The organism is Streptomyces sp. NBC_00461 (assembly GCF_036013935.1).
Taxonomy (GTDB): Bacteria; Actinomycetota; Actinomycetes; order Streptomycetales; family Streptomycetaceae; genus Streptomyces.
In genome coordinates, this window is the sequence record NZ_CP107902.1 from 8,067,988 (window position 1) to 8,081,158 (window position 13,171).

Annotated in this window: 13 protein-coding genes; 6 read left to right on the forward strand and 7 right to left on the reverse strand. The window is 71.3% G+C overall.

Annotated elements, in window-relative coordinates; genetic code table 11:
• Window positions 1–11 precede the first annotated feature (11 nt).
• Together OG870_RS37410 and OG870_RS37415 are read right to left on the reverse strand one after the other, a co-directional pair.
• Window positions 12–632, reverse strand: coding sequence for a DedA family protein (locus OG870_RS37410; RefSeq protein ID WP_266525196.1), 621 nt, complete (start codon window positions 630–632; stop codon window positions 12–14).
• Complete coding sequence (locus tag OG870_RS37415) at window positions 629–1,402, reverse strand: MBL fold metallo-hydrolase (protein ID WP_266525198.1); 774 nt, start codon at window positions 1,400–1,402, stop codon at window positions 629–631. The genes OG870_RS37410 and OG870_RS37415 overlap by 4 nt, the downstream gene beginning before the upstream one ends.
• An 84-nt stretch (window positions 1,403–1,486) precedes the next feature.
• Between OG870_RS37415 and OG870_RS37420 the strand changes: the two genes are divergently transcribed.
• The 6 genes from OG870_RS37420 (at window position 1,487) to dnaK (ending at window position 9,530) form a co-directional block, all read left to right on the forward strand.
• A complete protein-coding gene (locus tag OG870_RS37420) occupies window positions 1,487–1,888 on the forward strand; it encodes a hypothetical protein (RefSeq protein ID WP_266525200.1) in 402 nt (133 codons plus the stop codon).
• A gap of 100 nt (window positions 1,889–1,988) precedes the next feature.
• Window positions 1,989–4,046: a phage holin family protein gene (locus OG870_RS37425; protein ID WP_266591277.1), complete on the forward strand. Its 2,058-nt coding sequence runs from the start codon at window positions 1,989–1,991 to the stop codon at window positions 4,044–4,046.
• An 80-nt stretch (window positions 4,047–4,126) separates the two neighbouring features.
• Complete coding sequence (locus OG870_RS37430; protein WP_266591279.1) at window positions 4,127–5,188, forward strand: ATP-binding protein; 1,062 nt, start codon at window positions 4,127–4,129, stop codon at window positions 5,186–5,188.
• Complete coding sequence (locus tag OG870_RS37435; RefSeq protein ID WP_266591281.1) at window positions 5,185–6,987, forward strand: vWA domain-containing protein; 1,803 nt, start codon at window positions 5,185–5,187, stop codon at window positions 6,985–6,987. The genes OG870_RS37430 and OG870_RS37435 overlap by 4 nt, the downstream gene beginning before the upstream one ends.
• A gap of 57 nt (window positions 6,988–7,044) precedes the next feature.
• The gene (locus tag OG870_RS37440; protein WP_266525208.1) at window positions 7,045–7,473 is read left to right on the forward strand and encodes an OsmC family protein; all 429 of its coding nucleotides are present in this window, start codon (window positions 7,045–7,047) and stop codon (window positions 7,471–7,473) included.
• A 164-nt stretch (window positions 7,474–7,637) separates the two neighbouring features.
• The gene (gene dnaK, locus OG870_RS37445; protein WP_327691941.1) at window positions 7,638–9,530 is read left to right on the forward strand and encodes a molecular chaperone DnaK; all 1,893 of its coding nucleotides are present in this window, start codon (window positions 7,638–7,640) and stop codon (window positions 9,528–9,530) included.
• On the opposite strand, the gene narJ is transcribed toward dnaK, so the two are convergent.
• From narJ to OG870_RS37470, 5 genes are all read right to left on the reverse strand, one after another.
• Window positions 9,527–10,018: a nitrate reductase molybdenum cofactor assembly chaperone gene (gene narJ / locus OG870_RS37450; protein ID WP_327691942.1), complete on the reverse strand. Its 492-nt coding sequence runs from the start codon at window positions 10,016–10,018 to the stop codon at window positions 9,527–9,529. The two genes, dnaK and narJ, sit on opposite strands and share 4 nt — an antisense overlap.
• Before the next feature lie 10 nt (window positions 10,019–10,028).
• Window positions 10,029–10,208 (reverse strand): hypothetical protein, encoded by a 180-nt coding sequence (locus tag OG870_RS37455; RefSeq protein WP_405626959.1) that lies wholly within the window; start codon window positions 10,206–10,208, stop codon window positions 10,029–10,031.
• A 107-nt stretch (window positions 10,209–10,315) separates the two neighbouring features.
• Window positions 10,316–11,128: an SAM-dependent methyltransferase gene (locus tag OG870_RS37460; RefSeq protein ID WP_266591287.1), complete on the reverse strand. Its 813-nt coding sequence runs from the start codon at window positions 11,126–11,128 to the stop codon at window positions 10,316–10,318.
• A gap of 37 nt (window positions 11,129–11,165) precedes the next feature.
• A complete protein-coding gene (locus OG870_RS37465; protein WP_266591289.1) occupies window positions 11,166–12,029 on the reverse strand; it encodes a helix-turn-helix domain-containing protein in 864 nt (287 codons plus the stop codon).
• 278 nt (window positions 12,030–12,307) lie between these two features.
• Window positions 12,308–13,138, reverse strand: coding sequence for a helix-turn-helix domain-containing protein (locus OG870_RS37470; RefSeq protein ID WP_266591291.1), 831 nt, complete (start codon window positions 13,136–13,138; stop codon window positions 12,308–12,310).
• Window positions 13,139–13,171: the final 33 nt, after the last annotated feature.

A 13,171-nucleotide genomic window follows, 5' to 3' on the forward strand; every position in this document is an offset into this window, starting at 1 on the left:
GCAACGCACCGTCACTCGGCAGATCGAACCCGTTTCCACACACTCGGCACCACGCTGATGACCACGGTCAGCGCAACCGCAGCCGCCACGCCCTCCCAAGGCTCCGGGAACAGGGAACCACCCAGAATCCCGATCAGTTGGTACGTCACGGCCCATGCCAGGCACGCCGGCAGGTTGCCCCGAGCGAACCGCCGCAACGGCCAGTCGGCCATAAGGCAAGCCAGCATCACCGGGATACGCCCAGCCGGCACCAGCCGGGACAACACCAGTACCGCAATCCCGTGTTCGGCCAATTTCCCCTGAGCCTGCGACAGCCGCTCCTCCGGCGCCCGCGCCCGGATCGCCTCCAGCCACCGCGACCCGTTCTTCGACCCCATCCCGCGCCGCCCGAGCCAGTACAGCGCCGCATCCCCGAGGAACGCGGCCAACGACGCCGTCACGAACACCAGCGCCAGCGAGAACGGTGCCGTCTGATGAAACGCCACCACTGCCGCCGAACTCACCAGCGCCCCCGTCGGAATCACCGGCACGAGCGCCCCGAACAGCACCAGCAGGAACAGCGACGGATAACCGAGCGCCTGCTGGGTGGACTCCGGCGGCACGACCGTCGCCGTGGCGGCCAGCCACGTCACCTCGCGACCTCCAGCCGCACGCTCTCCCCGTGCCCGAGCCGGTGCACCGCGACCTCGGGCGCGTACTCGGCCGCGAGGCGCACGAACTCGTCGCCGGGCGCGTGGAATTCGTGCGGGCGCACGGCGTCCATCCCGATCGGCCAGTACGTGCCGTAGTGCACCGGCACCGCAATGCGCGGAGCCAGCCGGGCCAGCGCCTGGGCCGCCCGTCCCGCGTCCAGATGCCCCTCGCCGAGATACGGTCCCCAGCCGCCCACCGGCAGCAGCGCCACGTCGACCGGCCCGACCTCGCCTGCCATGTCGTCGAACAACCCGGTGTCCCCGGCGAAGTACGTCCGCGCCTGGCCCTCGATGACGTAGCCGAGGGCGGGGGAGCGATGCGGTCCCAGCGGCAGCCGCCGCCCGTCGTGCCGCGCGGGAACGACCCGTACGACCACCTCGCCGACCGTCACCCGGTCCCCGGGCGCCACTTCGCTCACCCTGAGATGAGTGAGCCGGCGCAGCCCCGGCACCGCCCGGGGTGCGCCCCGGGGCACCAGCAGGCGCGTGCCCTCGGCGAGCCGCTCCAGAGAGGGAACGTGCAGGTGGTCGGCGTGCAGATGGGACACAAGCGCCACGTCCGCGCGCCACGCTCCGGGCGGCGGCAGCGCCCCGCGACGGCGGCGGAGATGGGCGAGGCGCTGGGCGAACAGAGGGTCGGTGAGCAGGCGTATGTCCGAATCCGCGACCGTGCAGGTCGCATGACCCCACCAGGTGATCTCCACCGGCACCTCTTTGCCTCCTTCGCGCGACTCCCCCGAAGCCTACGGGCAGGAGTAGGGTCGGCGCCGAAACCCAGAGGTGAGGGGGACGCCATGGGAGCGGTGCGTGTCACGGCGATCGCGAGTCTGACGCCGCTGGAGGAACTGGAAGCCGATCCCTTCCTGGTGGACTCCCGCAGCCAGCACGCGATGTGCGCGCGCTGGGCCGCCGAGCGGGGCTACATGGTCAGCCGGGAGCTCCTGGTACGTGGGCTGCGGGCCGACCACTGCGTGCTGTGGGACGGCGTCCGGCCGGGGATCGACCTGTTCGTGGCGCCCAGCCGCAGGGTGCTGGAGAGCGCGCTGTCGTCGGTCGAGGAGTTCGCCGAGGAGTGCGCCCGGCGCGGGGTGCGGGTGGAGACGGTGGGCTCCGCCGAGCCCCGCTACGACGCACAGATGAAGGCACGGGTGCACCGGCGCCTGTCGATGCCGACAGCCGGATACGACGGCCGCTGAAACAGCCCCGCCCCGGTCAAGGACCGTGTTGTCCGACCCTTGTGACAGTCTGAGAGGAAGCCCGCACCGACGACGGGCCAGGACGTGAGGTGGGCTGGGCGTGCGTGGCGTGCGTTGGCGGCGGGTCGCCAGTCAGGTGGGGCGGAGCGTCACGGTGTGGGCGGTGTCCACGGTCACCATGCTCGTCCTCGCCGGGATCCTGCCGGACTTCCGTCTCCAGTCCCCCGACGGCGAGAGCGCCACCCACATCGCCGTCACCGCCGCCGTCGGCGCCGGCGCCTTCGGTGTGCTGTCCGCCCTCGCCTGGCCACTGCTCGTACGACTGCTGCTGCTCGTGCCCGCGCTCGTACTGGGACTTCTCGTCTTCGTCCTGAACGGATCGCTGCTGCTGGTCGCCCTGCGGCTCAATCCGTCCGGCAATGCCGAGGCGGCCCCCGAGACGGCCGTCGTCGTGGCCGCCGTGATGTCCGCCGTGGCCTCCGCGACCGGCGCCGCCCTGGCCGTGCGCGACGACGACGCCTACCGGCGCCGCCTCTACCGCCTCGCCGACCGCCGCCGCAGAAGGGGGCCGGCGGGCCCGTCCACCCCGGGCACGGTGTTCCTGCAACTCGACGGCGTCGGCCACGACGTACTCGTGGCAGCCGTCGCAAAGGGCCTGATGCCCACCGTCGCCGGGTGGCTGGAGGGCAGCCACCGGCTCACCGGCTGGCGCACCGACTGGTCCAGCCAGACCGGCGCCAGCCAACTCGGCATCCTGCACGGCAGCAACCACGACGTCCCGGCGTTCCGCTGGTACGAGAAGGACAGCCGCGAGGTGATGGTCTGCAACCGGCCGACCAGCGCCGCCGAACTCCAGCGCCGTGCTGTCGAGCGCACCGGTGACGGCGGCCTCCTCACCGCCGACGGCGCCAGCCGCGGCAACCTCTTCAGCGGCGGCGCCGATGAGCAGGCCCTGGTGCTCTCCATCGCCACCCGCCGACGCGGCCGGGAGAACCGGTCCCGTGCGGGCTACTTCGCGTACTTCGCCGACCCGGCCAACGCGGTGCGCACCGCCATGTCCTTCGTCGCCGAGGTCGGCCGCGAGACAGGCCAGTCCATCCGGGCCCGCGCCAGGAAGCAGCGCCCGCGCGTCGCACGCGGCGGCCTCTATCCCCTGGTCCGCGCCTTCGCCACGGTCGTCGAGCGGGACGTCGTCGTCACCGCTGTCATGGGCGACATGCTCGCCGGGCGCACCGCCGTCTACGCCGACCTGGTGGCGTACGACGAAGTGGCGCACCACTCCGGGCCGACGAGCCGGGACGCCGAGAAGGTCCTGGAGCGCCTCGACCGCTCGCTGGCGCTGATCGCGAACGTCGCCGAGCACGCCCCGCGGCCGTACCGCATCGTCGTCCTGTCCGACCACGGACAGAGCCCCGGCGAGACCTTCCGCGCCCGCTACGGCCTGGGCCTCGGCGACCTGGTGCGGGCCGGCTGCGGGCTGCCCGTACCGCGCAGGGCGCGGCGCACCCACAGCGGCGCCGAGGCCCGCGCGGCCGTGCGTGCGGCGCTGCGCCGGCCCGTGGAGGAGGGCGACGACCAGTACCGCCCTTCCCGCCGCTCGGAGCCGATCGTGCTGGCCTCCGGCAACCTCGGCCTGGTCTCCTTCCCGGACGTGCCGCACCGGATGAGCAAGGAGGAGATCGACGCCCGGCACCCGGCGCTGCTGACGACGCTCGCCAACCATCCCGGCATCGGCTTCCTGCTGGTGCGCAGCGAGGAGCACGGCGGGGTCGTGCTCGGCGCGTACGGCGCCGAGATCCCGCTGGACCGGCTCGACGAGGACCCGGGCCCGCTGGCCGCCTTCGGGCCCGGTGCCGCCGACACCGTCCGCCGCACGCACTCCTTCCCTCACACTGCCGACATCATGGTCAACTCCTTCCATGACCCGGCCGACGGCGAGGTCCTCGCCTTCGAGGAGCAGATCGGCTCGCACGGCGGGCTCGGCGGCCCGCAGGGCAGACCCTTCCTGCTCTCCCCGACCGCCTTCTCCGAGCCGGTCGAGGACGGGCGGGAACTCGTCGGCGCGGAGGCGATCCACCGCGTGCTGCGGCGCTGGCTGCGGGAGACGGACGGCCCCCAGATACCCCTGGACGCGGAGCCGGAGGAACGGGCCGCCTGAAAATCGGCTGCGCCCGACAGGCCGGGGGCACACACTGTTCGAGTCGCAAACCCCTCGAACACCCCCAAGGAGCCCCTGCGTTGCAGGCTGCCGTCAGCGTCACTCCCGCCCGTGTCCCCGAACTGCTGCTGGGCCTGGCCACCGTGCGGCCGGTCTTCCTCTGGGGTGCCCCAGGCATCGGAAAGTCCTCCCTCGTCAGGGACTTCGCCGAGTCTTTGGGGCTTACGTGTGTGAGCCTGCTCGGTACCCAGCTCGCGCCCGAGGACCTCATCGGAGTGCCCCAGATCCGGAACGGGCGCTCGGTGTTCTGCCCGCCGGAGGCCATCGCCCGCGACGAGCCGTACTGCCTGTTCCTGGACGAGCTGAACGCCGCCACACCGGATGTGCAGAAGGCGTTCTACTCCCTGATCCTCGACCGCCGTATCGGCAGCTACGAACTGCCGAAGGGCTCGATCGTCATCGGCGCCGGAAACCGGTCGACGGACAACGCGCTCGCCCGGCCCATCGCCTCCGCTCTCGTCAACCGCCTCACCCACGTCCACCTGGAGGCGTCCGCCAAGGACTGGCTGACCTGGGCCGCGAACAACGCCATCCACCCCTGGATCCTCGACCACCTCACCGACCGGCCCGACCACCTGTGGTCCAAGCCGCCGAAGACCGAGGAACCCTTCTCCACACCCCGCTCCTGGCACATGCTCTCCGACGCGCTGCACTCCTTCGGCCAGGGGCTCGGCGAGGAGACCCTGAAGGTCCTCGCGCACGGCACGCTGACACCCCGGCACGCCACCGCGTTCTGCGGCTACGTCAAGATCGTGCGCAGCCAGTTCGGCATCGAGGCGATCATCAAGGGCGACGCCCGCTGGCCGAACAGCCTCGCGGACCGCGACCTGCTCTACTACCTCGCCGACTCCTTCCGCGGCCGCCTGATCAAGGAGCTGCCGGTCAGCAAGGAGCACATGTCGGCGAACGGCCGGCAGACCGCGTACCGCGCCAAGTCGCTGCTCGTGCAGCTCGCGGAGATCTCCGTCGAGGTCGCCCAGACCGTCATCGCCTCCGACGCCGACGGCAACCCCGTCCTGCCGGCGTGGTTCCTCATCGAGGCCGCCCGGGACATGCCCCGGCTGGTGGAGGCGCGCCGGTGAGCAGGACCCGCGGCAAGGGGCAGAAGAAGCGGGACCTCGCGGCCGAGGCCTTCGCCGAGGGGATGCGCCTGGTGAAGGCCAACCCGGCGCTGGCGGCCGTCGACTTCGCCGTCTGCAGGCAGGAGGAGTGCCGGTGCGCGCCCCGCGACCACCTCGTGGTCGTCGACTCCAACGGCGACCTGCACGTCCACCCGAGACGCCTGGCCGAACCCGCCGCCTGGGCCTGGGCCCTCGCGCACGCCGTGCTGCACCTCGGCTTCGGACACGTCCCGGCGGTGAAGGGCCCGCAGCCGCGCGAACAGCCCGACCGGTACGACCTCGCCGCGCGCTGCGTCGTCGTCAACCGCTTCCTGCTGAACTTCACCATCGGCACCACCCCCGAGGAACTCCCCGCGTCCTATCCTGACGGCGACGAGGAGCAACTCGCCGCGCGCTGGCGGCGGGACGGGATCCCGCCCGCGTACGAGCGCTGCGGAACGGCGGGCGACGAGCCCGACCTGCTGCTCCTGCCGTGGGCGGGCTGGATGCAGCCCCCGGACCACCAACTGGCGTTCGCCACCGCCCTGACCCGGACCGTGTCGGCGGCGATGGACATGGCGGGCGGCCGCCGCGACTCCCTCACCGGCGAAGTGGCCCCACAGCGCCCCTGGCAGCAGGCCCTGAGCTGGTTCATCTCCTCCTACCCGCTGCTCGGCGGCATCGCGGCCGGCATCACCCTCGTCGCCGACGCCGAACTCACCCGCGCCCACGGCATCTCCGTCGCCGCGGTGAACCCGGAGTCCGGCGAGATCTACATCAACCCCCTGCGCCGGTTCGACGGCGAGGAATGGCGGTTCATCCTCGCCCACGAGATGCTGCACGCCGCCCTGCGCCACGGCGACCGCTGCGGCACCCGCGACCCCTACCTGTTCAACATCGCCTGCGACTACGTCATCAACGGCTGGCTGTGCGAGATGCAGGTCGGCACCATGCCGGACGGCCTGCTGTACGACCCCGCCCTCGCCGGTCTCTCCTCCGAGGAGGTCTACGACCGCCTCGCCGGCGACCTGCGCCGGATGCGCCGCCTCGCCACCCTGCGCGGCAAGGGCCTCGGCGACGTCCTGGGCGCCCCGCTGGGCCCGCCCGGCGACTACGTCGACCTCGACGAGTTCTACCGCCGCGGCCTCCACCAGGGCCTGGACCTGCACCAGCAGCAGGAGCGCGGCCTCCTGCCGGGCGGCCTGGTCGAGGAGATCCGCGCGCTCAGCCACCCGCCGCTGCCCTGGGACGCCCAACTGGCCCGCTGGTTCGACGAGTTCGTGCCCAGCCCGCAGCCCGTACGGTCGTACGCGCGCCCCTCCCGGCGCCAGTCCTCCACCCCGGACATCCCGCGCGCGGGCCGCTACTTCCCGCCCGAGGAGATCGCCCGCTGCACCTTCGGCGTGGTCCTCGACACCTCGGGCTCGATGGAGCGCACGCTGCTGGGCAAGGCCCTCGGCGCCATCGCCTCCTACGCAGGCGCCCGCGACGTACCGGCCGCCCGCGTCGTCTTCTGCGACGCGGCCCCGCATGACGCGGGCTATGTGCCGGTCACCGAGATCGCCGGCCGGGTCCGGGTCCACGGCCGCGGGGGCACGGCCCTGCAGCCCGGCATCGACCTGCTGCACCGCGCGGACGACTTCCCGCCGGGCGCCCCCGTCCTCGTCATCACGGACGGCTGGTGCGACGTGCTGCGGATGCGGCGCGAGCACGCGTATCTGATCCCGCAGGGCGCACGCCTGCCGTTCACCGCGCGTGGGCCCGTGTTTCGGGTGCAGTAGGCAGGAATGTGATCGGATGGCGTCGCAAGGAACAATCGGAATTCGGAAGGACTCACCGTGGCAACCACGCGCTCCGCACACACCGTCTGGGAAGGCAGCCTGATCGAGGGCAGCGGTGTCGTCAATTTCGACTCCTCCGGTGCCATCGAGGCACAGCCGGTCACGTGGGCCTCGCGCTCCCAGGACGCCAACGGCAAGACCAGCCCCGAGGAGCTGATCGCCGCCGCGCACTCCAGCTGCTTCTCCATGGCGCTGTCGCACGCCCTGAACGGCGCCGGCACCCCGCCCACCAAGCTCGTCACCTCGGCGGACGTGAACTTCCAGCCGGGTGAGGGCATCACCGGCATCCACCTCACCGTCGAGGGCACGGTCCCCGGCATCGACAACGACGCCTTCGTCGCCGCCGCCGAGGACGCCAAGAAGAACTGCCCGGTCAGCCAGGCCCTGACCGGCACGACGATCACCCTGTCGGCCAAGCTCGCCTGACACCCGTAGGGCCTGTACGGCCTTCGATGCCGCGCCCCGCCGGTCCGGGGGCGCGGCACCGTCGTTTCCGGGGTACCCGGCGTACGTGGGGTACGCGGCATTGACAACAGCCCACTCAAGTTTTGTGCTGGAGTCTGGAAGCGCCCTGGCGGAAGGGGACGGAGATGGCACGTGCGGTCGGGATCGATCTCGGGACCACGAACTCGGTGGTGGCCGTCCTGGAAGGCGGCGAACCCACGGTCGTCGCCAACGCGGAGGGAGCCCGGACCACACCGTCCGTCGTGGCCTTCGCCAAGAACGGGGAGGTGCTGGTCGGCGAGGTCGCCAAGCGGCAGGCCGTGACGAACGTCGAGCGGACCGCGCGCTCGGTGAAGCGGCACATGGGCGACGCGCAGTGGCGCTTCCCCGACGAGGGCTCCGTGGACGGTACGCGCTACCGGGCGCAGGAGCTGTCCGCGCGGGTCCTGCAGAAGCTGAAGCGCGACGCGGAGTCCTACCTCGGCGAGGACGTCACGGACGCGGTGATCACCGTTCCGGCGTACTTCGACGACTCGCAGCGGCAGGCCACCAAGGAGGCCGGGGAGATCGCGGGACTGAAGGTCCTGCGGATCATCAACGAGCCCACGGCCGCCGCCCTCGCCTACGGCCTGGACCGGGGCGAGGAGCAGACCGTGCTGGTCTTCGACCTCGGCGGCGGCACCTTCGACGTGTCACTGCTGGAGATCGGGGACGGCGTCATCGAGGTGAAGGCCACCAACGGCGACACCCACCTCGGCGGCGACGACTGGGACCAGCGGATCGTCGAGCACCTGGTCAAGAAGTTCAGGGGCCAGTACGGCATCGACCTCGGCAAGGACAAGATGGCGCTGCAACGGCTGCGGGAGGGCGCCGAGAAGGCGAAGATCGAACTGTCCAGCTCGTCCGAGACGACGATCAACCTGCCCTACATCACGGCCTCCGCCGAGGGCCCGCTGCACCTCGACGAGAAGATGACCCGCGCCCAGTTCCAGGAGCTCACCGCGGACCTCCTCGACCGCTGCAAGACCCCCTTCCACCAGGCGGTCAAGGACGCCGGCATCAAACTGTCCGCGGTCGACCACGTCATCCTCGTCGGCGGCTCCACCCGGATGCCCGCGGTCACCGACCTGGTCAAGGACCTCACCGGCAAGGACCCGCACAAGGGCGTCAACCCCGACGAGGTCGTGGCCGTCGGCGCGGCCCTGCAGGCCGGTGTCATCCGCGGCGACGTCAAGGACGTCCTGCTGCTCGACGTATCACCGCTGTCCCTGGGCATCGAGACCAAGGGCGGCATCATGACGAAGCTGATCGAGCGCAACACGACGATCCCGACCCGGCGTTCGGAGATCTTCACGACGGCCACCGACAACCAGCCCTCGGTGGGCATCCAGGTCTACCAGGGCGAGCGGGAGATCGCCGCGTACAACAAGAAGCTGGGTGTCTTCGACCTGACCGGGCTGCCGCCCGCCCCGCGCGGGATCCCACAGATCGAGGTCGCCTTCGACATCGACGCCAACGGCATCATGCACGTGTCGGCCAAGGACCTGGCGACGGGCCGGGAACAGAAGATGACGGTGACCGGCGGTTCCGCCCTCCCCAAGGACGACATCGACCGCATGATGCGGGAGGCCGAGCAGTACGCCGAGGAGGACCGCGGCCGCCGCGAGGCCGCCGAGACCCGCAACCAGGCCGAGCAACTCGTCTACCAGACCGAGAAGTTCATACGGGACAACGAGGAGCGCATCCCCGCGGACACCAGGACGGAGGTCCAGGAAGCCGTCACGGAACTGAAGGGCCTGCTGGAACGGAACGCGGAGACGGGCGAGTTGCGCACCGGCGTCGAGAAACTCGCCACCGTCAGCCAGAAGATGGGCCAGGCCATGTACGCCCAGGCCGACCGGCCCCCCACCGACACCGACACCGACACCGACACCGACACCGGCACCGAACAGCACACCGCACCGCCGGAGCAGGACGGCGTGGTCGACGCCGAGATCGTCGACGAGGACGACCGCGACACCAAGGGCGGCGCCGCTTAGGGCGCCTCTGTGCGGCCGAGGGGGAGGACGGCGCACACGGCATCCAGGACAGACGCGTACGGAGTGCCGAAATCGGTGAGCCGGCACCGGAGTTGATCCAGGCCGGCGCGGTGCTCCGTGAGCAGGTCCGTGTCGCCGGTGCGCGCCGCGAACTCCAGCACCGCGGGCAGGAAGTCGGGCCGCTCCTCGCCGCTGAACTCCAGGCCGGCGGCGTGGTAGACCTCCTTGAAGCGGGCCGGCGACATGCCGCGCCGCTGGGTGTCCCCGTCCCGCCACCAGCTCAGACAGAGGCTGTGGCGGTTCTTGAAGCCGAAGACCTGGACGTAGTGCTCGGCCAGTTCCTGGGGCGGTGTGACGGCCGCGTGGTCCACGAACTCCCGCAGCTGCGGGGCCGCTTCGCGCAGCAGCGGCAGCCGGGCCCGGAAGTCCTTGTCGGGATAGGTCAGGCAGAGTGCTGCCGCCTGGTACAGCACGGCGTCCGAGGGCATCAGGTCTCCTTCACGTCGACCGACAGGGCCGTCTCCTCCAGCCGACGGCGGCCGTGACCGCCACGTCGGCTTCCTCGCCGAGGCTGACCGCGCGCATGCGGGCGCGCATCGCGGCGAGCTTCTCCGGGCCGGCCCGCACCGGCGCGATGCCGCCCGCGGTGAACAGCTCGACCAGGTACTCCAGGGGAATGCGGAGGTATCCGCGTGTCGGCCACGTGCGTCGCTCCCTTGCTCGCCCTGGCCTACGACGCTAGGCGCAAGCGGGGGGAACGCACCTGTTCACGGCAGCCGTACGGGTCAGGGCTTGCGGGCGACTCCCGCGTACACCGGCACGACGCCCTCCGCCTGCACCGCCACGTCCTCGGCCTCCGGGCGCCACCCGGTCACCGGGATCACACCCGGGCCGAGCAGCTCCAGGCCCTCGAAGAAGCGCTGGAACTCGGTGATCGACCGGGGGTGGAAGGGCGTGCCACCGGCCCGGAAGGCGCCGGCCGCCTTCGCGACGGCCTCCGGATTCAGATCGGGGGTGACCTGCGACAGGATCAGACAGCTGCCCGGGGCCAGCGCCGCGACGTACTTCCGCACCATCCCGTAGACGTCATCGCCGTCGGCCTCGTCGCCCAGGTAGTGGGTCAGCGCGACCAGCGACAGTGCGACCGGCCGCGTGAAGTCCAGGGACTCCTCAGCCCGCGCCAGCAGCGATCCGACGTCCCGCGCGTCCGCGTGCACGTAGTCCGTGCTGCCCTCGGCGGAGCCGTGCAGCAGCGCCTGGGCGTGCCGCAGCACGATCGGGTCGTTGTCCGCGTACACCACCCTGGCCTGAGGTGCCACGCCCTGCGCCACCTGGTGCAGGTTGGGCTCGGTGGGGATGCCCGTGCCGATGTCCAGGAACTGGCGTATCCCCGCCTCGGCGACCGTGCGGACGGCCCGGTGCATGAACCTCCGGTTGGCCCGCGCCCCGCGTACCGCGGTGTTGTCCAGGGCGAGAATCCTGCGCGCCAGTTCCTCGTCCACCGGGTAGTTGTCCTTGCCGCCCAGCCACCAGTCGTACACGCGGGCGGGATGCGGCCTGCTGGTGTCGATCCGCGGTGCGGCGTCGGAACCGGTCATGCGGTGTCTGCTCCAGGGTTTCGTGGCTGAGACTGACTCAGAAGTCCCTGCGGCACTCCCGCAGGAGCTTCTTCGTGCGCTGGGCCGACGCGGCCCGCGCCGTCATGTGGTCGAGGACCTCCAGGTGTGCGGAGACCTCCGTGCGCGAGTCGAGGTACAGGGCCCCGGTCAGGTACTCGGTGAAGACCATGTCGGGCAGCTCCGGTTCGCCGAAGCGGAACAGCGTGAAGGGCGCGTACGTCCCCGGGTGCGGGCCGTCCTTGAACTCGGCGATCTGCAGCGTGACCCGGTCGCGCTCGGCGAAGTCCAGCAGCTTGTCCAGCTGTTCGCGCATCACTTCGCCGCGGATGCTCACCGGCCGTCGCAAAACCGTTTCGTCCATGATCACCCACAGGTGGGGCGGATCCGGGCGCTCCAGGAGCCGCTGGCGGGCCATCCGCAGGGACACATGCCGCTCGATGGTCTCCGGTCCGGTCTGCCCGACCGTTCCCGCCTCCATCACGGCATGCGCGTACGCCTGGGTCTGCAGCAGTCCGGGTACGAAGTGCGGCTCGTAGGAGCGGACGATGGTCGCGGCGCCCTCAAGGCTCACGTAGAGGCTGAACCAGTCCGGCAGCACGTCGTGGAACCGCTGCCACCAGCCAGGCCGGTTCGCTTCTTCGGCGAGGGCTACGAACGCGGCCGCCTCGTCGTCCGGGACGCCGTACGTCTCCAGCAGCACCTGGACGTACGGGATCTTCAGGGCGACCTCGGCCATCTCCATCCGCCGTACGGTCGCGGGGGCCACCCGCAGGACGCGAGCGGCCTCCTCACGTTTGAGCCGGGCCGTCTCCCGCAGCTCCTGCAGTCGCTTGCCGAGGACCACCTGACCGACGGTGGGCGCGGGACGCCGCTCGCTCACGCCACGCCTCCCCTACGCGCCGAAGTATGCGCGAGCAGTGTGCCATGTTCCGGTGCCGGTCTCACGGGATAGATGGTGAGGCGCTCGCCACGTGGGCGTCGGCGGGGGCCGGCCGGTGCCCAATTGCCCTCGGGATTACCCCTCGGGTAATCGACCGTCGCGGCGAGGGGCGGGATGGTGGTGGCACCGGGTTCCGGGGCGGCGCACTCCGGTCCGGAACCCGGGTCCCGGCTGCCACGACCCGTCTCGACTGCTCGGTGTCGGCTCGCGAGGGCACGTCAGGGCAGCAGTGACTGGAGGTACTTGACCGTCGCGGGGTCGGCCGGGAGGAACGTCTCGATGGCCAGCTCGGCGACCGTCACGTCCATGGGGGTGTTGAAGGTGGAGATGGAGGAGATGAAGGACAGCGTCCGGCCCTCGTGCTCGACCTGCATCGGCAGGGCGAAGTGGGGGACAGGATCCGCCGGTTCGTGCTCGTGCTCCGCCTCTCGCACCGGGTAGGCCGCCACCTCCTCGTACAGCGCACGCAACGGCTCCGAGCGGTGCAGCGCGATCTGACGCTCCATCTGCGCGAGCAGATGGCCGCGCCACTCACGGAGGTTGCGGATACGGGGTGCCAGGCCCTCGGGGTGCAGCGTCAGCCGCATGGCGTTCAACGGCGGTTCGAGCAGGGACTCCGGGACGCCCTCCAGCAGCATCATGATGCCCCGGTTGGCCGCGACGACGTTGTACACCGCGTCGACCACCAGCGCGGGGTAGGGCTCGTAGCCCTGGATGAGGCGTTCCATGCCCTGGCGGAGGGCGTCCAACGCGGGCGAGTCCAGCGGGGTCTCCGGATAGTGCGGGGCGTAACCGGCCGCCAGCAGCAGGGAGTTGCGCTCGCGCACTGGGACATCCAGGTGTTCGGCCAGCCTGAGCACCATCTCCTCGCTCGGCCGGGAACGCCCCGTCTCGATGAAGCTGATGTGCCGCGCCGAGGAGTCGGCACGCAGTGCCAGCTCCAGCTGGCTGACCCGCCGCCGCTCCCGCCAGGCCCGCAGCAGGGGACCGACCCTTTTGCCGTCGGAGGTGGCTGCGGATGCCGGGTGTCCGGTCGCGACAGTGGTCATACGTACGACCGTAGCCGAGGAGCGGGTGCGGAT

What these genes read in the sequence shown, in the direction of transcription:
- dnaK (WP_327691941.1), top strand. Translation starts at nt 7,638, where the DNA reads ATGGCACGTGCGGTCGGGATCGATCTCGGGACCACGAACTCGGTGGTG.
- OG870_RS37460 (WP_266591287.1), bottom strand. Translation starts at nt 11,128, where the DNA reads ATGACCGGTTCCGACGCCGCACCGCGGATCGACACCAGCAGGCCGCAT.
- narJ (WP_327691942.1), bottom strand. Translation starts at nt 10,018, where the DNA reads ATGCCCTCGGACGCCGTGCTGTACCAGGCGGCAGCACTCTGCCTGACC.
- OG870_RS37470 (WP_266591291.1), bottom strand. Translation starts at nt 13,138, where the DNA reads ATGACCACTGTCGCGACCGGACACCCGGCATCCGCAGCCACCTCCGAC.
- OG870_RS37420 (WP_266525200.1), top strand. Translation starts at nt 1,487, where the DNA reads ATGGGAGCGGTGCGTGTCACGGCGATCGCGAGTCTGACGCCGCTGGAG.